This is a genomic window from Bradyrhizobium sp. RD5-C2 (assembly GCF_019972155.1).
GTDB lineage: Bacteria > Pseudomonadota > Alphaproteobacteria > Rhizobiales > Xanthobacteraceae > Bradyrhizobium.
The window spans coordinates 217,775-240,222 of sequence record NZ_BOVL01000007.1 but is presented as its reverse complement, the minus strand read 5'-3'; the positions used below and the strand labels follow the sequence as shown (position 1 = coordinate 240,222).

The window sequence follows — 22,448 nt, the reverse complement described above, 5'->3', positions numbered from 1 at the left end:
GCGTCGAAAATGTGAATTCAAACTAGCGCCAGAATCGCTCTAACCCGTTAACCCGACATCCAACTTCCGCAGTGTGGTTTCCGTTGCTTGAACACATGCGGAAGACTCGGGCATGATGGGCCTCTCATTAGAGACCATAAGTTAACGGAAAGGCAAACCGGCGCGTTGAAAAAGCCTGTTCACAACCCTCGGGAAGTCGCTGAAATCGTTGCGATTCAGGCGCTCGGCTTCATTGCCGGCGATCCCGAGCGGCTGGGCTTGTTCCTGGCCGAAACCGGAATCGGTCCAGAGACGCTGCGGAACGCTGCCTCCAATCCTCAATTTCTTGCGAGCGTGCTCGATTTCGTGATGCGCGACGATGCCACTGTGACGGCGTTCGCCGCCGCCTCCGAACTGCACCCGACCAACATCGCTGCCGCCCACCAGGTGCTGGGCGACCCGAAATGGGAGCGCGACGTGCCGTGACGACGGCGGCGCCAGCTTCCGACGGCCCCCTCAGTTTCTGCCGAGACTGCCTCGGCGATCTCGACATCAAGGTGAAGCGATGCAGCCACTGCGGGTCGCCGCGGCTGGTGCGTCACAGCACCCTACCCGCGCTGGCGCTGGCGCATATCGACTGCGACGCGTTCTACGCCACCGTCGAGAAGCGCGACAATCCTGAGATCGCCGACCGCCCCGTCATCATCGGCGGCGGCAAGCGCGGCGTGGTGTCGGCTGCCTGCTACATCGCCCGCACCTACGGTGTCCGCTCGGCGATGCCGATGTTCAAGGCGCTGGAACTCTGCCCCGACGCGACCGTGATCCCGCCCGACATGGCGAAATATGTCCGGGTCGGGCGCGAGGTGCGCCAGGCGATGCAGGCGCTGACGCCGCTAGTCGAGCCGCTGTCGATCGACGAGGCCTTCCTCGACCTCGCCGGCACGCAGCGCGTCCACGGCATGATCCCGGCCAAGGTGCTCGCCAGGTTTGCCCGCGACGTCGAGCGCGACATCGGCATCACGGTGTCGGTCGGGCTGTCCCGCAACAAATTCCTCGCCAAGATCGCCTCCGACTTGGACAAGCCCAGGGGCTTCGCCACGCTCGACCAGGACGAGGCGCGCGAGATGCTGGCCAGCAAGCCGGTCGGCTTCATCTACGGCGTTGGCCCTGCGACGCAGGAGAAGCTGGTGCAGCGCGGCTTCCGCGTCATCGCGGACCTGCAGCGCGCCGACGAGAACGAACTGATGAAGCAGTTCGCCAGCGAAGGCCGCAGGCTGTGGCGGCTGGCGCGCGGCATCGACGACCGCAGCGTGGTGCCCGATCGCGGCGCCAAGACGATCTCGAGCGAGACCACCTTCGAGACCGACATCCGCGATTTTGCAGTTCTGGAAAAACTGCTCTGGAAGCTGTCGGAGAAGACCTCGGCGCGGCTGAAGAGCGGCGACCTCTCGGGCTGCACCATCACGCTGAAGCTGAAGACCGCTGATTTCCGCCAGCGCACCCGTTCGCAATCGATCCAGACGCCGACCCAATTGGCCGCAAAGATCTTTGCGGTAACGCGCGAGATGCTGGCCAAGGAGATCGACGGCACCGCGTTCCGCCTGATGGGCGCCGGCGTCAGCGCGCTGCGCCCGGGCTCGCAGGCCAACGATTCCGACATGCTCGACCGCCGCTCGGCGCACGCCGAACGCGCGATCGACAATCTGCGCAAGAAATTCGGCAATGCCGCCGTGATCCGGGGCATCGCCTATGAGGGGCCGGGGAAGAGCGCGGAGGAGTAGCTCGGGACGATACCTCAGACTCCGTCATTGCGAGCGCAGCGAAGCAATCCATGCTTCAGCGTATGCGGAACGATGGATTGCTTCGTCGCTTCGCTCCTCGCAATGACGGTGAGGCACTGTCGTCAATCCGCGACGGCCACCGCCTCGATCTCGATCAGCCATTCCGGCGCCGCGAGTGCGGTGACACCGACCAGCGTGGAGGCCGGCGGCTCCATGCCCTCGAAGAACGCCGAGCGCGCCTTGCCGATGATCGGGCGAAGCTCCGGTTTATATCCCACCACAAAGGTCGTGATCTTGACGATGTTGGAATAGCTCGCGCCGGCTGCCTTCAACGCCATGCCGAGGTTCTGCATCACCTGCGTGGTCTGCGCGGCGAGATCGCCGGCACCGACCACCCGGCCCTCCTCGTCGGTGGAAACCTGTCCGGAAATGTAGATCGTGCGCGCACCCGAGGCGACGACGACGTGGGAGTAAGCCGGATTGTGATGCAGGCCGCTGGGGCGCAGATGGTCTGATTTGCTCATGATGTGCCTCCCTGACACGCGTGTTTTGGGAAGCGTACTCGTGTCTGATGGTTCCGGCCAGTGCGGTCTCCGCCGTCGTCCCGGCGAAGGCCGGGACCCATTACCACAGGGTTGAGTTGTTGAAGGAAGCTGTGGCCCCAGCGTTGCGCAATAACGACCTTCGGTGGCTATGGGTCCCGGCCTTCGCCGGGACGACACCGAGTGAGTGGCTAGCGATAGCCAGCCGTCACTTGCAGGGTTTGGAGTCCCTGACGTCGAACTTGTCCAGCGCGCCCGAGATCACGAAATCGTTGTAGTCCAATACCAGCGCGCGGGAGACGCCGTTCTCGTAGAGCTCGAACGACATCGCATAGACCGGCGTCTGCTCGCCATCCTTGGCCCGCGCGTCGCTGTCGTAATAGCTCACCGTCACCGGCCAGCGCGTCATGGTCTTCATCGCGTCGCTCGCCGTCGACGGATCGGGCGATGACGGCGCGCGGTCGCCCGCGATCGGCCGGCCGATCACGGTCAGCGTGTTGTAGACCTTCTCGCCATTGTCGGAGCCGTCATAGACGGTCTGCTCGAGCACCGATTTGCCGTCGCGGGCGGCGGCGATGATGTGCTGGATCTGCTCGGTCGGGAACACGGTCTTGCCGTCGAGGTTGAAGGTCTTCTTCACCGGCTGGGTCAGCTTCACGGTGATATGATCGCCGACGCGTTCGGCGATCCCGTCGACCGGCGATGAGTCACTGTCGTTCATCCGCGTATCGATCTTGAAGCGGTAGCTCTTGCCCGACGCGTCTTCCCAGGACGAGGAGCGCAGATCGGACAGCGTCACCTTGCCCTCGCCGCTGTCGAGTTCGGACACCTGGCGGAATTCGGAGGTGTAGCCTTCGCAGGAGCTGCCGGAGAAATTGTAGAGGATGCGCCCGCGCGCATCGCTGACCGAATTGGAGCCGCGCGACTTCACGAGGCTCAGATCGTACAGCGCCTGATGCGCCAGAAACGGCCCACCGGCCGCAGCAGCGGACCCTTGAACCAGACCAGATCCTGCGGCAACGGCGATCGTGAGCACCAGGGCACGCGACGAATTCCGAAACGGCAAGGTCATAGGTTTTCCTCGAGGAGGCAGGATTCGTCACAATAGTGACGGTGGTATTGCGCCGCAACTGGGGCAAGTCTGACAAAATAGCAATGTAAGCAGCGAATTTGCCGTCATTTCTGGCAGTTTTCCGTGCGACTCCGCACGTCACCGCCGCGCCGCCCTCACCTTACCGTCGCTTGCAACCGGCGGCACGATGCGCGAAACAAACGAAACAAACTTGGCCCTGACCGCGTTTCAGGCTTCGTGCAAATCCAATTGGGGAACAAAAATGGCGGGTACCGTCGAACAGAAACTGGCGTCACAGGGCATCACACTTCCCCAGCCGACCTCCCCGGTCGCGAATTACGTCCCCTTCGTCCGCAGCGGCAACCTGTTGTTCGTCTCGGGCCAGGTCTGCTTCAACGCCGAAGGCAAGCTGATCGCCAAGGGCAAGTTAGGGGCCGGCGTCACGCTCGAGCAAGGCGTCGCCGCGGCGCAGGGCTGCGCGATCAACCTCCTGGCCCAGGTCAAGGCGGCGCTCGGCGATCTCGACAAGGTCGTGCGCGTGGTGCGGCTCGGCGGCTTCATCAACTCGGCGCCGGACTTCTTCGACGGACCGAAGGTGCTGAACGGCGCTTCCGATCTGATGGTCGCGGCGTTCGGCGACAAGGGCCGCCATGCCCGCACCACCGTCGGCGTTGCCTCGCTGCCCGCGGACGCCGCTGTCGAGGTCGAAGGCGTGTTCGAAGTCGCCTGAGCGATGCGCGCCCCTGATTGGCTGACCAAGCGGCCGGTCGCCCATCGCGGCCTGCACGATGCCGCACGCGGCGTCATCGAGAACATGCCGGCCGCGGCTACCGCCGCGGTCGCGGGCAATTTCGCCATCGAGTGCGATATCCAGCTCACCGCCGACGGCGAGGCGATGGTGCATCACGACGATGCGCTCGGCCGCCTCACCGAAGGTTCGGGCCCGCTGTCGGCCAAGACCGCAGCCGAGCTCAAGGCGGTGAAATTCAAGAACACCTCCGAGCAGATGATGACGCTCGGCGACCTCTGCGCACTGGTCGCCGGCCGCGTCCCGCTGGTGATCGAGGTGAAGAGCCATTTCGATGGCGACCGCAAGCTGGTTCGACGGATGGCCGAGGTGCTGTCGTCCTATTCCGGCCCTGTGGTCGGCATGTCGTTCGATCCCGACCAGGTGCTGGCGCTGCGCGAGACCATGCCGAACCTGCCGCGCGGCATCACCGCCCAGCGCACCTATGACGACAGTTCCTGGACCAAGCTGACGCCGGCCCAGCGCGACGGCATGCTGTACCTGCGCCACGGCTTCCAGACCGAGCCGCATTTCGTCGCCTTCTGGGTCAACCAGCTGCCGGCGCCGGCGCCCTGGATCGCCCGCAACGTGTTCGGCTGCCCGCTGCTGGCCTGGACCGTACGCACGGCGGAACAGCGCGAGCGCGCGACGCGCTACGCCGACCAGATGATTTTCGAAGGGTTTGTGCCGGGAACCTGACATGTCGCAGAGACTCTTGAACTCGTCGCTGCGACGCACGATCTTGTCGGGAGTTGGTCGTCATCAGCGATGGCGGAATGCGGAGCATGATCCGGAAGTGGAGCCAGCTATTCCGGAAAGATCATGCTCAAAAGAGGCACCGGTCTTCACTCTCGATGGCGTCGTCTGAAATCACCCTAGAGGCTGTGGCTGACATCGGCGGCATTCCGGCCGCCGAATGGGATGCCTGCGCCAATCCGAAGACGGATGCGGACAGCATCCACAACCTCGACACCCTGGCCTCGCCCGCTGCCGCAGGCGATTGCCAGACGACCGCAAGTTCGAGCTATAACCCCTTCGTTTCCCACGCCTTTTTCGCCGCGGCCGAAGCTTCGAACTCGGCCTGCCCGCGGACCGGCTGGGGACCGCGGCATCTGATCGCAAAGCTCGATGGCCGGATCGTCGGCGTCGTGCCGTGCTATCTGAAATCGCACTCGCAGGGCGAATACGTGTTCGACCGCGGCTGGGCCGAGGCCTATCACCGCGCCGGCGGCAGCTATTATCCGAAGCTGCAGGTCTCGGTCCCCTTCACGCCCGCGACCGGGCCGCGGCTGCTGATCCGTGACGGCGTCGACCGCGAGGCGATCGGCTCGGCGCTGGCGCGGGGCCTGCGGGCGCTCTGCAACGCCACCGAGGCCTCCTCCGTGCACGTCACCTTTGCCCGCGAGGACGAGGCAAAGTTCCTCGGCGCACACGGCTTCCTGCAACGGACCGACCAGCAGTTCCACTGGCACAATGAGGGCTACAAGACTTTCGACGATTTCTTGGGCTCGCTGAACTCGCGTCACCGCAAGGGCATCAAGCGCGAACGCCGTGAGGCCGTGACCGCCGGGATCACCATCCACTGGCTGACCGGCTCCGATATCACCGAGGACGCATGGGACGCGTTCTTCGAGTTCTACATGGAGACCGGCTCGCGCAAATGGGGCCGGCCGTATTTGACCCGCGAATTCTTTTCGCTGATCGGCGAGAGCATGAGCCGGGACGTGCTGCTTGTCATGGCCAAGCGCAACGGCCGCTGGATCGCCGGCGCGATCAACTTCATCGGCTCGGATACGCTGTTCGGCCGCAACTGGGGCGCGATCGAGCACCACCCGTTCCTGCATTTCGAGGTCTGCTACTATCAGGCGATCGATTTCGCGGTTCAGCGCGGACTCAAGGTGGTCGAGGCCGGCGCGCAGGGCGAGCACAAGCTGGCGCGCGGCTACCTGCCGCAGACCACCTATTCGGCGCATTTCATCGCCGATCCCGGCTTGCGCCGCGCGATCGCCGATTACCTCAAGCGCGAGCGCGACTATGTCGCCGAGGTCGGTCGCGAACTCTCCGAGGCCGGTCCGTTCCGCAAGACCGTCGACGACGACGCTTGACGTTTGCCTCGCGACCGAGAAATTAGATTTTCAGATACAGACTTGCAAAATCCAGGGAGCCGCCGCCATGCCCGCCGCCTATGACAACAACAACCCCTTCGCAAAAATCCTGCGCGGCGAATTTCCGTCCTACAAGGTCTACGAGAACGAGCACGTGCTCGCCTTCCTCGACATCATGCCGCGCTCGCCCGGGCATACGCTTGTGATTCCGAAGGCCCCTGCCCGCAACATCCTCGACATCACGCCGGACGACTACGCCCACGTCGCGCGTGCCGCCCACAAGATCGCCGCCGCCGGAATGAAGGCGTTCGATGCCGACGGCATCACCGTGCAGCAATTCAACGAGCCCGCCGGTGGCCAGGTCGTGTTCCACCTCCACATGCACGTGATGCCGCGCAAGGACGGCGTCGCGCTGTTGCCGCCTGCCAGCCACAAGGAAGACGGCAAGGTGCTGGAGGCGAATGCGGCGAAGCTGATCGCGGCGTTGAAGTGACGCCGAAGGCGTCATCCCGGGGCGGCGCGTAGCGACGAACCCGGGATCTCGACGACGGAGAGCTTCACTCCTCGTCATTCCGGGGCGCGCCCTGTTGGCGCGAGCCCGGAATCCATTTCACCAAGAAACCCGCGGACCGATGGATTCCGGGCTCGCGCTCCGCGCGCCCCGGAATGACGGTGGAGAGGTCTCACTCCGTCTCGAAATCCCCTGCCTGCGGCGGGGCCAATGGCGTGAACTCGCAGCGGTCGGGCTTAACGTCGATCAGCGGCGTCTCGTCGAGGCAGTCGAGGCCGCGCACCAGGATGACATTGCCCTCGACGCCCACCAGCTTGACGATCGATGTGCCGATCGGATTGGGGCGCACCGGCGAGCGCAGCGAGAAGGTGCCGCGGGTGTTGCCGTTGTTCTTCGGGCTTTGCAGCACGATGTCGCGGCGCGACTGGTGCAGCCAGTACAGCACTTCGAGGTTCGAGTAGAAATCGACGCCCTTGATCGCGGCGACCCAGGGCTCGAAGATCTCGAGCCGGCACACCGGGCCGTCATGCCGCCCTTGCCGCGGCGTCGCCAGCCGCGAGGTCCAGGGCGTGCGGATGCGGCCGATGAAGACGAGCCCGGCGTCGCGCGCCGTCGGCATGTCGACCGCGACCTCGCCCTGGCGCAATTCCATTTCACGTACCATGTGTCAGTCCAACGATATGTTCAGTGCCTTGACCACGCCCGCCCACCGCGCGCGATCAGTGTCCACAAATCTGTCGATCTCGGCCTGGCTCTTTACGCGCAGCGGCGGGAAACCGATCCTGACCAGCGAAGCGCGAAACGCCTCGTCGTTCAAGGCCCGGTCGAGACTCGCCTTGATCTTGCCCGCGATGTCGTCAGGCACCTTCGACGGCGCCGCAATACCATACCAGACGCTGACCGCATAATCGGGATAGCCGCTCTCGGCGATCGTTGGCAGGTCGGGCAAGTCGGGGATGCGCTCGGTCGAGCTGACGGCGAGCGCCCGCAGCATGCCTGACTTGACCGGCGGCAGCGCGGTGCCGAGCGTGTCGAACATCAGCTGGATGTTGCCTGACAGCAAATCCTGCAGCGCGGGTCCCGCGCCCTTGTACGGCACATGGGTCATCTCGACGCCGGCCATCTGCTTGAACATCTCGCCGGCGAGGTGAACGGTGCCACCGGTGCCGGCCGAGCCGAAATTGAGTTTCCCGGGATTTGTCTTGGCGTAGGCGACGAACTCCGCGATCGTCTTGGCAGGCACCGACGGATTCACCTCCATGATCATCGGTGCATCCGTGATCACGGACAGGAGGCGGAAATCGCGGGCCGGATCGTAGGGCAGCTTCTTGTAGAGCAGCGGATTGAGCACGAAGATCGAGGCCGCCGTCACGAACAGCGTGTAGCCGTCGGGATCGGAACGCGCCACGGCCTCGGCGCCGATCGCGCCCTGCGCGCCGGCCTTGTTCTCGACCACGACCACCTGCTTGAGATCGCGCCCGAGGTATTCGCCGACGATCCGGCCAAGCACGTCGGTCGGACCGCCCGCGGCATAGGGCACGACGAGCTTGATCGGCCGCGTCGGATAATCCGCGGCACGCGCCGGCAGCACCGCGGCCAACAAGGCGGCCAGAGCAACAATGATTGCCGATGATGCGACCCGCCGCATGGCGTTCCCCCGTTGTTGTTTTCTTGGAGAACGAGAGTAACGGATAATGCGGTCGCCGCAATCAGCCGAGCCAGTATTTGCCTGACAGCATCACGATTTCGCCCACGATCACGCCGGCGAAGATCGATTTCCTCGCCAGCATGAACGCCACGAAGCCCGCGGCGACGGCGCCGTAACGCAGCCAATCCGGCACGCTTGCGAGCGCGCCCGGCGGCTGCACCACGATCTGCGCAATGATACCAGCGAGGATCGCGGTGGCGACCGCCCTCACCCAGACCAGCAGCTCGGAGTTCTCGTCGATGCCGCCGCCGAACCACAGGCCGAGCATGCGCCAGATCTGGTTGGGGATGACGCCCGCCACGAACAGGATCGCGAGCGCGTGCCAGTCGCCGATGAAGGTGCTCATGCGCGCGCCCTCACGATGCCTGCCCTGGCCCGGTGCACGCCGTAGGCGATGGTTCCCGCGACGACGCCGCTGACCAGGATGTCGACGCCGCTGTTCAGCATCGCCGCGAGCGGGAACAGCAAGAGCCCAAGCACCAGCGCGATGACGTCGGCGAGTTCGCGGCAGTTGCGCGCGGTGGAGAACAGGAAGGCCAGCGGCGTCAGCATCAGCATGCCGGCGGCGAGCAGCGGCGTGAGGTTGGCCGCGAGCGTGTAGCCGATGGTATTGGCGATCAAGCAGACCGACACCAGCCCCAGGCCGAGCCCGTGGATGAAGGCAATCCGCCGGTTGCGCGGCACTTGCGGCAGGAAGCGGAAGCATTCGACCCACAGCGTCACCGCCGTGAGGTGCGCCACCAGGATCAGATGCCGGCGCTTGGTGTCTTCGGTGCGCATCATCGGCAGCACCGACACCACCATCGGAAACAGCCTGATCGCGCTGACGGTGACTGCGATCGCCGATTGCAGCACGGTGGCGCCGGAGCCGAGCGTCGTGATCACGATGATCTGCGCGGGCCCCGCCCAGACGAACGCCGTGCTCGCCAGCGTCCAGCCCAGCGAGAAGCCACTATCATGCGCCAGCGCGCCGATGCCGAGATAGGTCGCAAACAGCACGAGCGTCAGCACGGTGGCGCCGATCGACCGCGCGCCCCACAGGAAGGCGCGGAACGAGGTCTGCCATTGCGGAGAATCGAGCGGAGGAAGCGCCACGGGAAGCCGGATGGTTTGCAATGTTGGCGGCTTAGGGCGCGGTGCTCAATGGGTCAAGCAAGCGGCGGCACAGGGCGGGTATGCAGTGGCGATAACCCCACTCGTTATTGCGAGCGGAGCGAAGCAATCCACTGCTCCGCTTGCTCGGACAGATGGATTGCTTCGTCGCTTCGCTCCTCGCAATGACGTGGAGAAGTCCGTGCCTCACGCCCGGTTCTTCAGCACGAAACACGCCCCGCCGGCCTTGCGGATGCGGCTGCACAGGCTGTCGGCCTCGGGGCGCGTGTCGGCGCCGATACGCACCTGGTAGAACATCGCGCTGCCGCGGGTGCGCAGCCGCGAACCGAGCAGGCTCGGATCCTGATCGCCGATCACGCTCGACAGCCGCTTGATGGCGCGGGCATACATCGCGAGCGCCTTGTCGCGGCTGAAGCCTGCGGCGAGCTGCACGCCCCACACCTTGGCCGCCGACAGCGTGATGTGCTGTTCGAGCCCGGCCACGAACGGATTGGGCGCGCGCTTCAGCAGCGCCATCAGCTCGCGGCAGCTCGTGGTCGGCGCACGCGCTGGCATCTTGCCGTTGCGGCCGGCGGCGGCCCAGTCGTCGACGCTGGAGCCGGTGATCGCGGAGACGTAATTGCGCGTCTCCTGCGGCATGTAGCCGGAGCCGGCGAGCCAGTCCTGGATCCGGCGCGGGCCGGCATTATAGGCGGCGGCCGCGAGGCCGAGATTGCCGAACTGGCTCCGCAGCTCGCTCAGGAATTCGGCCGACTTCGGCAGCGCCTGCACCGGATCGAGCGGATCGAGCAACCCGCGCTCGCTTGCCGTGCCCGGCATGAATTGCGCGATGCCCTGCGCCCGCTGGCCGTTCCGCGTGATGGGGCCGACCGCGTCGGCCTGGAAACGGCTCTCCTGCCAGATCACGCGGGCGAAGAATTCGAGCGGCAGGTCGTTCGCCCGCGCCGCCGATTCGATCATCAGGCACATCGCCTCGCGGGTGTCGCTCTCGCGCGCATCGTCCGCGGGCTTGTCGGTTGCCGCCGCCGCGGGCTTCTCGGCAGGTGCCGCGGGCGTGGCAGCAGCAGGTTTCTCGGCTGATGGTGCGGCCTGCTCTCCCGGCGGCGGCGCAGGCTGCTCGGCCGGCGCTGCAGGGTTCTCGGCGGGCGCGGCTGGCTTGTCCGCGGGCGGCGTTGCGGGTTGCTCGGCACTCGGCGGCGTCGCCGGGGCTGCGGCAGGCGCGTCCTCCGCGCCGGCGCCGGCCGGCGGCACCAGCAACACAAGCATGACCCATGCGGCGCAAAGACCTGTTCGCATCGCAAATCTGTTCCCGCGCGGCGCGGCTTGACACCGCAAGCTCGTGGTCTAGCTATGGACTGAAATGATGGCGCGCAAAAGGGAGCGCAAAATGGCCGCAGCCTCAGACGATCAACTCGGCTTTGCCCCCGACGACGACGCCCCGATCGGCTACATGAAGCGGACCCGCGATTATTATGCGGCGATCGGCTACACCACCCCCTACCGCTGGGCGCACTACACCTCCGCCCCGTTCCAACCTCTGCAGAAGCCCCTGAGCCAGTCCCGCGTCGCCATCATCACGACCGCGGCGCCGTTCGATCCCGCCAAAGGCGACCAGGGCCCCGGCGCGAAATACAATGGCGGGGCAAAATTCTATGCGGTCTATGACGGCCACACGTCTGAGGAACACGATTTGCGAATCTCGCACATCGCATATGACCGCACCCATACCACGGCGACCGACAGCCGCACCTGGTTCCCGCTGCCGCAACTCAAGCGCCTCGCCGCGGCCGGCAAAATCGGCCAAGTCGCGCCGCGCTTCTTCGGGGCCCCGACCAACCGTAGCCACCGCGTCACTATCGAGACCGACGCGCCGGAAATCCTCAAGCGCTGCCGCGACGACAAGGTCGACGTCGCGGTGCTCGTGCCGAACTGCCCGGTCTGCCACCAGACCGTCAGCCTGGTGGCGCGGCATCTCGAAGCCAACGGCATCCCGACCGTCGTGATGGGCTGCGCCAAGGATATCGTCGAGCACGCCGCGGTGCCACGCTTCCTGTTCTCCGATTTCCCGCTCGGCAATTCCGCCGGCAAGCCGCACGACGTCGCCTCGCAGGCGTTCACGCTGGAGCTCGCGCTGCGCGTGCTGGAAACTGCGCCCGGCCCGCAGACCACCGTGCAATCGCCGCTGCGCTGGAGCGAGGACGCGTCCTGGAAGCGCGACTACAGCAACGCCGACGCACTGAGCGCCGAGGAGCTGGCCCGCCTGCGCCGCGAGTTCGATGCGCAGAAGGAAATCGCGAAGGGCCTGCGCGTCGCGTAAGGCTGGGTGTTAAGACCCATTGCTCGCCTAACTGACAGTGTCATCGCCCGGCTCGACCGGGCGATCCAGTATTCCAGAGACACCAGCCGATCACGGAGAAGCCGCGGCGTACTGGGTCCCCCGGTCAAGCCGGGGGACGACAGCGAGGGCGAAATGCCTACGCATGCGCCCGGGCGACATCATGTGACGACCCTTCCTCGCTGCCCGCATAACGCCGCGCCAGCGCGGCGCAGGTCATCAGCTGAATCTGGTGAAACAGCATCAGCGGCAGCACGATCAGGCCGACCGACTGCCCGGCGAGCAGCACGCTGGCCATCGGCAATCCGCTCGCGAGGCTCTTCTTCGAGCCGCAGAACATGATGGCGATGCGGTCGGCGCGCGAGAAGCCGAGCAGCTGGCTGCCGAAATTGGTGATCAGCAGCACGACCGCCAGCAGCAGCGCATCGAGGCCGAGCACGATGGCCATCTGCGTCGCGTTGACCTGATGCCAGATGCCGTGGCTGACGCCGTCGCTGAACGCGGTGTAGACGATCAGGAGGATCGAGCCGCGGTCGACTAGGCCGAGCATCGCGTGATGCCGCTCGACCCAGCGGCCGATCAGCGGACGCGACAATTGCCCAGCCACGAACGGCAGCAACAGCTGCACGACGATGTCGAGTGCGGCATTGCCGGAGAACCCGCCATGGCTGGAGAGCAGCACGCCCGCCAGCAGCGGCGTCGCGACGATGCCGAGCAGGTTGGAGGCGGTCGCCGAGCACAGCGCCGCCGACACATTGCCGTGCGCGATCGAGGTGAAGGCGACCGACGACTGCACCGTCGACGGGAGGATGCAGATCAGGATCACGCCCGCCCACAGCGCCGGCGTCAGCAGATGCGGCGCCAGCGCATGCGCCGCGAGGCCGAGCAGCGGGAACAGGGCAAAGGTCGACAGGAAGATCACGAGGTGCAGCCGCCAGTGCCGGGCGCCGACCAGCGCCTCCGTCGTCGACAGCCGGGCGCCGTGGAGGAAGAACAGCAGCGCGATCGCGGCATCAGTGGCGTAGCCGCCGATCACGGTGCCCTGCCCGTGCAGCGGCAGCAAGGTGGCGAGGCCGACCATGCCGACGATGGCGGCGATGTAGGGGTCGACGGGCAAAAATGAGCGCAGGCGGCTGATGGTCATGGTGGCTTCCTTTCTTTCACCGCAAAATGGCTCTCCCCATGCCGATTGTGAACCGCGCTTACCGATGTTATTGTCATTACGTTATGTAATGATGGAACGCTGCCATGCTCGACCCGGTCCAGCTCGAAACCTTCCTGACCGTGGTGCAGACACAGAACTTCACCGAAGCCGGCCGCCGCCTCGGCCTGAAGCAGTCGACCGTCAGCCAGCACATCCGCAAGCTCGAGGCCGCCGCGGGGCGCCGCCTGTTCGTGCGCGACACCCATTCGGTCGTGCTGACCGCGGACGGCGAGGCGATGGCGGGCTTTGCGCGCCCGATCCTCGAGGCCAATGCGCGCGCCCGCGACTACTTCGCGGGGTCGCAGGTGCGCGGGAAGGTCCGGTTCGGCGCCGCGGAAGATTTTGCCAGTTCACGCCTGCCCGATCTGCTGCGCGACTTCGTCCGCCGTCACCCACAGGTCGATCTCGAGCTGACGATCGGCCTCAGCGCCGTGCTGTACCAGCAGCTCGACGCCGGCGAGCTCGACCTCGTGCTCGGTAAGCGGCGGCCCGGCGACGCACAGGGCCAGCTGGTATGGCAGGACCGCCTGGTGTGGACCGGTGCGCCCGGCATGCGGCTCGATCCCGACCAGCCCCTGCCCCTGATCCTCTACGCGCCACCCAGCGTCAGCCACAGCGTGGTGCTGGAGGCGATGGAGCGGTTCGGACGGCCCTGGCGCATCGTCTGCTCCAGCGGCAGCCTCAGCGGCCTGCGCGCCGCGGCGCTCGCCGGTCTCGGCATCACCCCGCAGGCGCAGGGCTTGATCCCGGATGGACTCGAAGCAATGCCTGCGTCAGGCCTGCCACCGCTCGGCAGCGTCGAGTTCGTGGTCCGCACCGCCCGCCGGACCAGACGCGGCCCGGCGGTCGAACTGGCGCAGGCCATTACGGAACGCGGCGGCCGGCTGCGGCCGTAGAAGTTTGGCTAGAACGGCCTGACGCCGCGCTCGCTACACCCTCCCGCTTTCGGGCGCGAGACGAGCGAAGCCGGCTCTTAGATCGGATCGCATTGAGGGCTATATCGTCGTCCACCGCTGTCATCGCCCGGCCTGTGCGCAATTGCGCACATGGACCGGGCAGTACGCCGTGGCCTCTCAGCTCAAGCACAGACGTCTCTAGAATACTGGATCACCCGCTTTCGCGGGTGATGACACTGAGCAAGCTGAGGTGCGCCTGCACTTCTGAATAATAGAAGTCTACCGCTGATTTGCCCGACGCGTCAAGCTGCCGTGTCGAACGCCGGCAGCCACCGACTACTGTGCATGGGGTTGTTTTCGATATTTTGAATGCAACTCGCGTCAGCGGGCTGGTGCAGCCTCCACCTGTACCGCGCCCAGCATGCCGGTTCGTTCGTGGCAGCCGAGATACTCAAAGAACTGCTCGTCGGCGGCGGCAACCGTGACCTCGTGATACAGCCTGAGCTTTGCGGCCGGTCCCAAGGTCGACAGATACTTCATCGCCGCGCCGAAGATCCGGACATGGGTCGGATGCGATTCCGCCCAGCGCTCCAGCGCCGCGAGAGACTTCCACCAGCTCTGGCCGTAGGACTTTTCCGTCAACCGTCCATCTGCATCGACGACGCGCATGTAGCGGTTGGCGTAGCAGCCGATCGGCACGCCGTCGTCGCGCAGGAAATCCATGCCCTCGCGCAGCACCGGCTCGACATCGTCGAGATACATCTTGCGCTCCGACGCCTCGGTGTCGCTCCAGTCCTGGCCGGAACGGATCAGGCACAGATTGTCATGCGCGACCACCCGGATGCGCGCGCCGTCGCGGATCACGCGCGGTTCGCCGCCGGGCGTCATCGCGTCAGTCTGCGACAGCGGGATGCGGTCGCGCATGCCGCCCCAGTACGCATGCTCCTGCACCTCGGCGCTCATGCCGTCGGCAAGGACCGCGACGCCCTCGGGGCGGCCGAGCGACGAGAACAAAGTCTCGTAACGCTCGACATTCGGCCGTAGCACCTCGATGAAGCGGCCGACGCCATCGCTGGCGCCGCTGCCAGTCCAGGCCTCGCGCGCGGCCTCGAACCAGCTATCGAAACGCCCGGCATCGTCCCAATAGGCGACCGAGACGACGTTGGAGAAGCCGGCCTGGTCGACATATTGCGCGCGGTCCCAATGCGTCGGGCCGTTCTCACCGGCAAAGCGCATTGCGATCAGTGCCAGTGCCTCGGCCACCGCGGCGGTCGGCTCGCCACGATATTGCACGCCGAAATAGGCCATGATGACGCTTGCGACCGCGGGCTTGTGGCGCGCGACGAACGAGGGATAAGGCGGCGCGTAATCGTCGGGCACACGACGATGACGGGAGCGCGCTGTTTGCAGATGAGAGGGAATCGCGGATTCCATGGCAGTCGCCTCCGGTTTGATGTCAGGCGTTCAGCTCGCGGCCGCGTCGATCTCTTCGATGTCGAGCGGCAGCGCGAAATGCTCGACGCGCTTCGATGGCTTCTTGTTCAGCAGCAGGCGCGTGACGTCGGGCCGCGAATAATGCCCGGCCGGGTCGGCGGCGTTCTTGGCGACCCCGATCGCGCCGAGATCGATATCGGCGAGCAGCAGGCCCTCCTGGTCGGGCGGCAGCTTCTCGGCGATCGAGCTGCCGTCCGGCCCGTAGATCGCGGCGTGTCCGCCGCCGACATGCAGCAGCGCGTGTTTGTCGTCGCGGTCGCACATCTCGTCGATCATCGCCTGCGAGACCGTCGCACAGGGCGCCAGCACGAAGCACGAGCCTTCAACCGCATAGACCCGCGAGGCCGCGTTGTTGACCTCCCAGCCGAGCGCCGGCGCGAACGGATCGTACAGCGAGAAGCTCGGCCAGGCCGCGACATGCACCTGCTCGTTCTGGGCGTACATCGCGTATTTCGACAGCGGCTGCAGATGCTCCCAGCAGCACAGCGCGCCGAGGCGGCCGATGCCAGGGCGGTCATGCACCGCAAGATCGCTGCCGTCGCCCTCGCCGTAGACGGTGCGCTCGGCGTGGGTCGGCCGCAGCTTGCGCCGCTTGGCGATGGTCTCGCCGTCGGGCCCGATCAGCCATTGCGCCAAATAGAGGCTGCCGCCGTCGCGCTCGGACAGGCCGAGCACCGCGGTCATGCCGGCCTTCTTCACGGCGAGCCGCAGCTTCTCGGCCTGCGGGCTGTCATAGCTCAGCGAGTTGTCGAAATAGCGCTGCACGAAGCCGCGCCCGATCGCCCAGGCCGGCGAGTCCAGCCAGATGTACCAGGGATAGCCGGGGATGAAGGCCTCGGGGAACGCGATCAGCTTGGCCCCCTTGGCGGCGGCCTCCTCGATCAAGGCAATGCTCTTGGCGATGGAGGCGTCGAGGTCGAGCCAGGCAGGCGCGGCCTGCACCACCGCAACGCGATATTTCGGATGTTCGATGCCCATGTTGTCCTCCTCGCAGGCGGCCACTCTGGCCGGTTCGTACTTGATCGGGCCTAGCGGCCTCTGACATCATGCTGCCCCGGGACCGGGAACGCCGTTCGACCAGGACGGAAGGAAAATTCGACTGCGGAGGCGATTCCCCCGGCCGTCCCCGGTACGAAGCTTGCCTTGTTTGCGTGGCCAGCGTTTGCACTCGTGAAGGGAGGAATTCATGCCGGCCCTGTTCACCACGGAAGTCGCGCCCACGCATCGGCGCCTGGCACTCTGGCGCGACATCGTCTGTGACGTGTTCGTGCAACTCGACTGCAAGTCCGATCTCGGCACCGCCTTCCACGGCGCCATCACCAGCGCGCAACTCGGCACGGTGAAATGCTCCGTCGTCTCGTCGGGCCGGCAGCGCGTGCTGCGCACGCCGTCGCGGATCGCACGCACCAGCGAGGATTTTGTTCTGTTCGCGCTCGGCCAAAGTGGCGCGGGCGCCGTCGTGCAGGACGGCCGCGAGACCGTGATCCAGCCGGGCGAGTTTGCGTTCTACGACACCACGCGCCCGTATGAGCTGCGCTTCAACGACGACTTCACGCAGACCATCTTCCAGGTGCCGCGCGCGATGCTGCACCGGCGCTTTGCCGGCACCCAGAGCCTGACGGCGACCACATTCACATCGGATCGCCCGGTGCAGCGGCTCGCCTGGCATTTCATCAGCGGGCTCTCGGAGATCGCCGACAAGCTCGATCCGGATAATGCGATCCGCCTCGCCGATCAGGCCGCCGACCTGCTCGCGATGGCGATCAGCGAGCGGCTCGGCGGCGCGGCGCTACCGGCCTCGACCCACCGCTCCGCCCTGCTCTACCGGCTGAAGGCGCATGTGCTCGCGCATCTGCCCAACCCCGAGCTCAGCCTCACCGAGACCGCCGCGGCGCTCGGCATCTCGCCGCGCTACGTCAACAGCCTGCTGGCCGACGAGGACACTTCATTCCAGCGCTTCGTGCTGGCGCAGCGGCTGGAGCGCTGCAAGCGCGACCTCGCCTCACCGGCACACGCGCATCGCCACATCGGCGAGATTGCGTTCGCCTGGGGCTTTAACGATCTCTCGCATTTCGGCCGCGTATTCCGCGACCATTACGGCCTTTCTCCGCGCGATTGGCGGCACAGCCGGGTGCCGAACTGACTTCTCAGGTGGTTTGCGGCGCAAAATAGCCGGGAATCCGGACCTTCACAGATGCAAACAATTTACACTAACTCCAACGGGTTCCGTTCGTACCCTTCTTTTCGCGTGCCCGGACCGGTACAGTCCTGCCGTTAATTTAGGAGGATTTCCCATGCAGGACCGGCGCCAGAGCCCGCGTGACAAGGTGTTTTACGGTGCGGTTGCGGAGATCAATGAGCGAGGCTCGACGATGGATTGCGTTGTCCGCAACATCAGTGAAGGCGGCGCCTGCGTCGAATTTGGCGACGCCACGCGACTGCCCGAAGAGATGAATCTCAACGTCGCGCGCAAGGGCCGCTCATTCCTGGCGCGGATGATCTGGCGCCAGGCCAACAAGGTCGGCCTCGCGTTCCGGATCATGACCTCGGACACCCCGGTCAGCGATCTCGACGAGCGGGTCCGCCGCAGCGAGATCAAGAAGCGGCAGCTGCAGCGGCGGATCAAGGAACTGCTCGGCCAGGGCTGAGCGTCCTCCGGCAGCTCCCCGGCCGCGTTTCGATCGCGGCCGGTATCTGTCATTTCGGGGGTTGCAAAGGCCAGGTTAATCCAGCATCCGGTAAGCCCGCCCATGCTGGAACCGAGAGCCATTTCACGACATGTCGTCCGCGATCATTGAGCATCCCGACGGGCTGCCGCAACCGCAGCGCAATTGGGCCATTCTCACGATCGCGCTCGGCCTCGTGATGGCCGTCGTCGACGGCTCGATCGCCAACATCGCGCTGCCGACCATCGCCCGGGATCTTGACGCCAGCCCCGCCTTCTCGATCTGGATCGTCAACGGCTATCAGCTCGCGATCACGATCTCGCTGCTGCCGCTGGCCTCGCTCGGCGAGATCATCGGCTATCGCCGCGTCTATCTGGCGGGGCTGTTGCTGTTCACGCTGGCGTCGCTGTTCTGCGCGCTGTCGCATACGCTGCCGCTGCTGACGGTCGCCCGCATTCTGCAGGGGTTCGGCGCTGCCGGCATCCTCAGCGTCAATACGGCGCTGGTCCGCTTCATCTATCCGCATTCGCAGCTCGGCCGCGGCATCGGCGTCAACGCGCTGGTGGTCGCGATCTCGGCCGCGGTCGGCCCGACCATCGCCTCGGTCATCCTGGCGGTCGGCACCTGGCCGTATCTGTTCGCCATCAACGTCCCGCTCGGCATCGTCACGCTGGCATTGGGCTGGCGCTTCCTGCCGCATACCCGGCCCGCGGTTCACGCCTTCGACTGGCAGAGCGCTGCGATGAGCGCCATCGCGTTCGGGTTCGGCATCAGCGCGATCGACAGTGCCGGCCATGGCGAGGCGCTCTATCTCTGCGCATTGGAGTTCGCGATTGCCGCGGTCGCTTCCCATCTGCTGTACCGGCGACAACAGCATCTGCCCTCACCGCTGCTCCCGGTCGACCTCTTGCGGATTCCGATCTTCGCGCTGTCGATCGGCACCTCGATCGCCTCGTTCTGCGGCCAGATGCTGGCCTTCGTCGCGATGCCGTTCTATCTCGAAAACCACTTCGGATATTCGGCGGTGCAGATCGGCCTCTTGATCACGCCGTGGCCGATCGCGGTCGCATTCGCAGCGCCGATCGCGGGCTGGCTGGTCGAGCGTTACCCGGCCGGCCTGCTCGGCGGCATCGGCCTGCTGCTGTTCGCATTGGGTTTGGGCACGCTGGCGTTCATGCCGGTCCATGCGACACCGATCGACGTGATCTGGCGCATGGCGCTCGCCGGCGCGGGGTTCGGCCTGTTCCAGACCCCGAACAACCGCACCATGATCGCCGCCGCCCCGCGCGAGCGCTCGGGCGGCGCCAGCGGCATGTTGGGGACCGCGCGCCTGCTCGGACAGACCATCGGCGCGGCGTTGGTGGCGATGCTGCTGGCCCGCTATCCGGCCGACGGCACCAGGATCTCGCTGATGGTCGGCGTCGGCTTTGCCGTCGTGGGCGCGGTGCTCAGCACGCTGCGGCTGTCCTCGGCCGGCAGCCGCGGCGCCGATCAGGTACGGGTCCATGAGGGCCAGCGCTTGAAGGGCGAGTGAAACTCGCGCGCACACGACGCGCGCCTCCATCGGCTTAAACAAAAAGGCCGGCTGGACAGCCGGCCTTTTTCATTTGTTTGTTCGCTAGCGCCTCAGGCCTTGACCATCGGCCCCTTCGAGGCTGGCCCCTTGGTGCCGCCTCCGCCGCCATTGTTCGGCCCGCCCTTCGGCGGCTTGCGCTTGCGCGGCGGCAGGTTCTCGGGCTTCGGCGTGACCGGGCCCTCGAGATATTCGAAGCCGATCTTGTCTTTGGCGGTCGCCTCGTCCTTGACCAGCACGACGCGGACGTGTCCGCCGCCCTTGAGGTGGCCGAACAGAACTTCATCCGCGAGCGGCTTCTTGATGTGCTCCTGGATGATGCGCGCCATCGGACGCGCGCCCATCTGCTCGTCATAGCCGTGCTCGATCAGCCAGGCCTTGGCGGGCTCGGACAGCTCGATCGTGACGTCGCGGTCGGCGAGTTGCGCTTCGAGCTGCAGCACGAACTTCTCGACCACCATGCCGATCACCTCGGCATTGAGGTGCGCGAAGGAGACGATCGCATCCAGCCGGTTGCGAAACTCCGGCGCGAACTGCCGGTTGATCGCCTCGTGATCGTCGCCTTCCCGCTTCGACCGGGTGAAGCCGAAGGCCTGCCGCGCCAGGTCAGCCGCGCCCGCGTTCGTGGTCATGATCAGGATCACGTTGCGGAAATTGACCTGCTTGCCATTGTGGTCGGTGAGCCGGCCATGGTCCATGATCTGCAGCAGCACGTTGTACAGATCCGGATGCGCCTTCTCGATCTCGTCGAGCAGCACGACGCAATGCGGATGCTGGTCCACGCCATCGGTGAGCAGACCGCCCTGGTCGAAACCGACATAGCCGGGAGGCGCGCCGATCAGGCGCGACACGGTGTGCCGCTCCATGTATTCGGACATGTCGAAGCGCAACAGCTCGACACCGAGCGACGCCGCGAGCTGCTTGGCCACCTCGGTCTTGCCGACGCCGGTCGGACCCGAGAACAGATAGCTGCCGATCGGCTTCTCCGGCTCGCGCAAGCCGGCACGCGCCAGCTTGATCGACGCCGCCAGCGACTCGATCGCCTTGTCCTGGCCGAATACCGTACGCTTCAGGGTCTGCTCGAGATGCTTCAACACCTCGGCATCGTCCTTCGACACGCTCTTCGGCGGGATCCGCGCCATGGTCGCGATCGTGGTTTCGATCTCCTTGATGCCGATCGTCTTCTTGCGCTTGCTCTCGGCGACCAGCATCTGCGCCGCGCCGGACTCGTCGATCACGTCGATCGCCTTGTCGGGCAGCTTGCGGTCGTGGATGTAGCGCGACGATAGCTGCACCGCCGCCTCGATCGCCTCATTGGTGTATTTCAGCCGATGGTAATCCTCGAAATAGGGCTTGAGGCCCTTGAGGATCGCGATCGCGTCTTCCACCGTCGGCTCGTTGACGTCGATCTTCTGGAAGCGCCGCACCAGCGCGCGGTCCTTCTCGAAGTGCTGACGATATTCCTTGTAGGTGGTCGAGCCCATGCAGCGGATCGTGCCCGAAGCCAGCGCGGGCTTGAGCAGATTGGACGCATCCATCGCGCCGCCGGAGGTGGCGCCGGCGCCGATCACGGTGTGGATCTCGTCGATGAACAGGATGGCGTTCGGATGCGCCTCCAGCTCCTTCAGGACCTGCTTGAGCCGCTCCTCGAAATCGCCGCGGTAGCGGGTGCCCGCGAGCAGCGTGCCCATGTCGAGCGAGAACACGGTCGCGGCCGCCAGCACTTCCGGCACATCGCTGTCGACGATGCGCTTGGCGAGGCCTTCGGCGATCGCGGTCTTGCCGACGCCGGCTTCGCCGACGAACAGCGGGTTGTTCTTCTGGCGACGGCACAAGACCTGGATCGCACGGTTGATCTCGGCATTGCGGCCGATCACCGGATCGATCTTGCCGTCGCGCGCCTTCTTGTTGAGGTTGACGCAATAGGTATCGAGCGCCTCGCCCTTCTTCTTGGCGTCCTCGTTGCCCTTGGTCTCGGTTTCCTCGTCAACGCCGCGCACCGGCCGCGCCTCGGACACGCCGGGCCGCTTGGCGATGCCGTGGCTGATGTAGTTGACGGCGTCGTAGCGCGTCATGTCCTGCTCCTGCAGGAAATACGCGGCATGGCTCTCGCGCTCGGCGAAGATCGCGATCAGGACGTTGGCGCCGGTCACTTCCTCGCGACCGGACGACTGGACGTGAATCACCGCGCGCTGGATCACGCGCTGGAACCCGGCGGTCGGCTTCGCGTCGTCGGCGCCGTCAGTCACCAGGTTTTCGAATTCGGTCTCGAGATAATTGACGAGGCTGGTCCTCAGCTTGTCGAGATCGACGCTGCAGGCCCGCATCACCGCCGCCGCATCCGAGTCATCGATCAGCGACAGCAGAAGGTGTTCGAGCGTCGCGTATTGATGGTGACGCTCGTTCGCGATCGCCAATGCACGATGCAAGGATTGTTCTAGGCTTTGGGAAAAAGTAGGCATTCGCGTCCTCTATGGCCCCCGGCCATCATGATCGCCATTACCGGGTCAGGCAATAACAACCTTCGTGATCGCCATTGATATAGTTACGACGGATCGTGGCGAAAGACCGGTCCCGCGATGATGGTTTTCTTCTAAATTCGGGGCACCGGAACGTTGTCCGGCCGCGCGCCCGTGATCATACGGAAACGCCGTTCGCTGCGTCAAAAACGCGATGCAAAAC

General features: G+C 65.6%; 22 protein-coding genes. 11 read left to right on the top strand and 11 right to left on the bottom strand.

Annotation, left to right across the window (positions count from 1 at the left end):
* The first annotated feature begins 165 nt into the window (after positions 1-165).
* Together BraRD5C2_RS06685 and BraRD5C2_RS06680 are read left to right on the top strand one after the other, a co-directional pair.
* On the top strand, positions 166-465 hold the full coding sequence (locus BraRD5C2_RS06685) for a DUF3572 domain-containing protein (RefSeq protein WP_223967665.1): 300 nt from the start codon (positions 166-168) through the stop codon (positions 463-465).
* Complete coding sequence (locus tag BraRD5C2_RS06680; protein ID WP_223967509.1) at positions 444-1,760, top strand: DNA polymerase IV; 1,317 nt, start codon at positions 444-446, stop codon at positions 1,758-1,760. Before BraRD5C2_RS06685 ends, BraRD5C2_RS06680 begins: the two co-directional genes overlap by 22 nt.
* Positions 1,761-1,882: 122 nt before the next feature.
* Here BraRD5C2_RS06680 and BraRD5C2_RS06675 read toward each other — a convergent pair whose 3' ends face one another.
* Complete coding sequence (locus BraRD5C2_RS06675; protein ID WP_212013274.1) at positions 1,883-2,284, bottom strand: RidA family protein; 402 nt, start codon at positions 2,282-2,284, stop codon at positions 1,883-1,885.
* Between the two features lie 226 nt (positions 2,285-2,510).
* Positions 2,511-3,374 carry a cell envelope integrity EipB family protein gene (locus tag BraRD5C2_RS06670; RefSeq protein ID WP_223967508.1) on the bottom strand — a complete coding sequence of 288 codons (864 nt, stop codon included), beginning with the start codon at positions 3,372-3,374 and terminating at the stop codon, positions 2,511-2,513.
* Between the two features lie 262 nt (positions 3,375-3,636).
* Between BraRD5C2_RS06670 and BraRD5C2_RS06665 the strand changes: the two genes are divergently transcribed.
* From BraRD5C2_RS06665 to BraRD5C2_RS06650, 4 genes are all read left to right on the top strand, one after another.
* The gene (locus BraRD5C2_RS06665) at positions 3,637-4,104 is read left to right on the top strand and encodes a RidA family protein (protein ID WP_050404836.1); all 468 of its coding nucleotides are present in this window, start codon (positions 3,637-3,639) and stop codon (positions 4,102-4,104) included.
* 3 nt (positions 4,105-4,107) lie between these two features.
* The gene (locus tag BraRD5C2_RS06660; protein WP_223967507.1) at positions 4,108-4,860 is read left to right on the top strand and encodes a glycerophosphodiester phosphodiesterase; all 753 of its coding nucleotides are present in this window, start codon (positions 4,108-4,110) and stop codon (positions 4,858-4,860) included.
* Between the two features lie 155 nt (positions 4,861-5,015).
* Positions 5,016-6,266 (top strand): GNAT family N-acetyltransferase, encoded by a 1,251-nt coding sequence (locus tag BraRD5C2_RS06655; protein WP_223967506.1) that lies wholly within the window; start codon positions 5,016-5,018, stop codon positions 6,264-6,266.
* Positions 6,267-6,333: 67 nt separating this feature from the next.
* Positions 6,334-6,759: an HIT family protein gene (locus BraRD5C2_RS06650; RefSeq protein WP_223967505.1), complete on the top strand. Its 426-nt coding sequence runs from the start codon at positions 6,334-6,336 to the stop codon at positions 6,757-6,759.
* Between the two features lie 190 nt (positions 6,760-6,949).
* On the opposite strand, the gene tsaA is transcribed toward BraRD5C2_RS06650, so the two are convergent.
* The 5 genes from tsaA to BraRD5C2_RS06625 form a co-directional block, all read right to left on the bottom strand.
* Positions 6,950-7,441 carry a tRNA (N6-threonylcarbamoyladenosine(37)-N6)-methyltransferase TrmO gene (gene tsaA / locus BraRD5C2_RS06645; protein WP_074128941.1) on the bottom strand — a complete coding sequence of 164 codons (492 nt, stop codon included), beginning with the start codon at positions 7,439-7,441 and terminating at the stop codon, positions 6,950-6,952.
* A 3-nt stretch (positions 7,442-7,444) separates the two neighbouring features.
* Positions 7,445-8,425, bottom strand: coding sequence for a Bug family tripartite tricarboxylate transporter substrate binding protein (locus BraRD5C2_RS06640; protein ID WP_223967504.1), 981 nt, complete (start codon positions 8,423-8,425; stop codon positions 7,445-7,447).
* Between the two features lie 61 nt (positions 8,426-8,486).
* Positions 8,487-8,831, bottom strand: coding sequence for an AzlD domain-containing protein (locus tag BraRD5C2_RS06635; RefSeq protein WP_212318624.1), 345 nt, complete (start codon positions 8,829-8,831; stop codon positions 8,487-8,489).
* On the bottom strand, positions 8,828-9,580 hold the full coding sequence (locus tag BraRD5C2_RS06630; RefSeq protein WP_223967503.1) for an AzlC family ABC transporter permease: 753 nt from the start codon (positions 9,578-9,580) through the stop codon (positions 8,828-8,830). The genes BraRD5C2_RS06635 and BraRD5C2_RS06630 overlap by 4 nt, the downstream gene beginning before the upstream one ends.
* Before the next feature lie 204 nt (positions 9,581-9,784).
* Positions 9,785-10,864 carry a lytic transglycosylase domain-containing protein gene (locus tag BraRD5C2_RS06625; protein WP_223967502.1) on the bottom strand — a complete coding sequence of 360 codons (1,080 nt, stop codon included), beginning with the start codon at positions 10,862-10,864 and terminating at the stop codon, positions 9,785-9,787.
* Positions 10,865-10,985: 121 nt separating this feature from the next.
* Here BraRD5C2_RS06625 and BraRD5C2_RS06620 point away from each other — a divergent pair, with 121 nt between their 5' ends.
* Positions 10,986-11,915: a glycine/sarcosine/betaine reductase selenoprotein B family protein gene (locus BraRD5C2_RS06620; protein WP_223967501.1), complete on the top strand. Its 930-nt coding sequence runs from the start codon at positions 10,986-10,988 to the stop codon at positions 11,913-11,915.
* Between the two features lie 157 nt (positions 11,916-12,072).
* Here the strand turns inward: BraRD5C2_RS06620 and BraRD5C2_RS06615 are convergent, their stop codons facing one another.
* Positions 12,073-13,077 (bottom strand): bile acid:sodium symporter family protein, encoded by a 1,005-nt coding sequence (locus BraRD5C2_RS06615; RefSeq protein ID WP_223967500.1) that lies wholly within the window; start codon positions 13,075-13,077, stop codon positions 12,073-12,075.
* Positions 13,078-13,181: 104 nt separating this feature from the next.
* Here BraRD5C2_RS06615 and BraRD5C2_RS06610 point away from each other — a divergent pair, with 104 nt between their 5' ends.
* Positions 13,182-14,033, top strand: coding sequence for a LysR family transcriptional regulator (locus BraRD5C2_RS06610; RefSeq protein ID WP_223967499.1), 852 nt, complete (start codon positions 13,182-13,184; stop codon positions 14,031-14,033).
* Between the two features lie 381 nt (positions 14,034-14,414).
* On the opposite strand, the gene BraRD5C2_RS06605 is transcribed toward BraRD5C2_RS06610, so the two are convergent.
* Both BraRD5C2_RS06605 and BraRD5C2_RS06600 read right to left on the bottom strand, forming a co-directional pair.
* Positions 14,415-15,467, bottom strand: a complete 1,053-nt coding sequence (locus BraRD5C2_RS06605; protein WP_223967498.1) for a phenylacetaldoxime dehydratase family protein — start codon at positions 15,465-15,467, stop codon at positions 14,415-14,417.
* Between the two features lie 30 nt (positions 15,468-15,497).
* Positions 15,498-16,505: a carbon-nitrogen hydrolase family protein gene (locus tag BraRD5C2_RS06600; protein ID WP_223967497.1), complete on the bottom strand. Its 1,008-nt coding sequence runs from the start codon at positions 16,503-16,505 to the stop codon at positions 15,498-15,500.
* Between the two features lie 208 nt (positions 16,506-16,713).
* On the opposite strand from BraRD5C2_RS06600, the gene BraRD5C2_RS06595 reads away from it, so the two are divergent.
* From BraRD5C2_RS06595 to BraRD5C2_RS06585, 3 genes are all read left to right on the top strand, one after another.
* Positions 16,714-17,670, top strand: a complete 957-nt coding sequence (locus BraRD5C2_RS06595; RefSeq protein ID WP_223967496.1) for an AraC-like ligand-binding domain-containing protein — start codon at positions 16,714-16,716, stop codon at positions 17,668-17,670.
* A 151-nt stretch (positions 17,671-17,821) separates the two neighbouring features.
* Positions 17,822-18,175, top strand: a complete 354-nt coding sequence (locus BraRD5C2_RS06590; protein WP_223967495.1) for a PilZ domain-containing protein — start codon at positions 17,822-17,824, stop codon at positions 18,173-18,175.
* 130 nt (positions 18,176-18,305) lie between these two features.
* Positions 18,306-19,727, top strand: a complete 1,422-nt coding sequence (locus BraRD5C2_RS06585) for an MFS transporter (RefSeq protein WP_223967494.1) — start codon at positions 18,306-18,308, stop codon at positions 19,725-19,727.
* Between the two features lie 92 nt (positions 19,728-19,819).
* On the opposite strand, the gene clpA is transcribed toward BraRD5C2_RS06585, so the two are convergent.
* The gene (clpA, locus tag BraRD5C2_RS06580; RefSeq protein WP_223967493.1) at positions 19,820-22,228 is read right to left on the bottom strand and encodes an ATP-dependent Clp protease ATP-binding subunit ClpA; all 2,409 of its coding nucleotides are present in this window, start codon (positions 22,226-22,228) and stop codon (positions 19,820-19,822) included.
* Positions 22,229-22,448 lie beyond the last annotated feature (220 nt).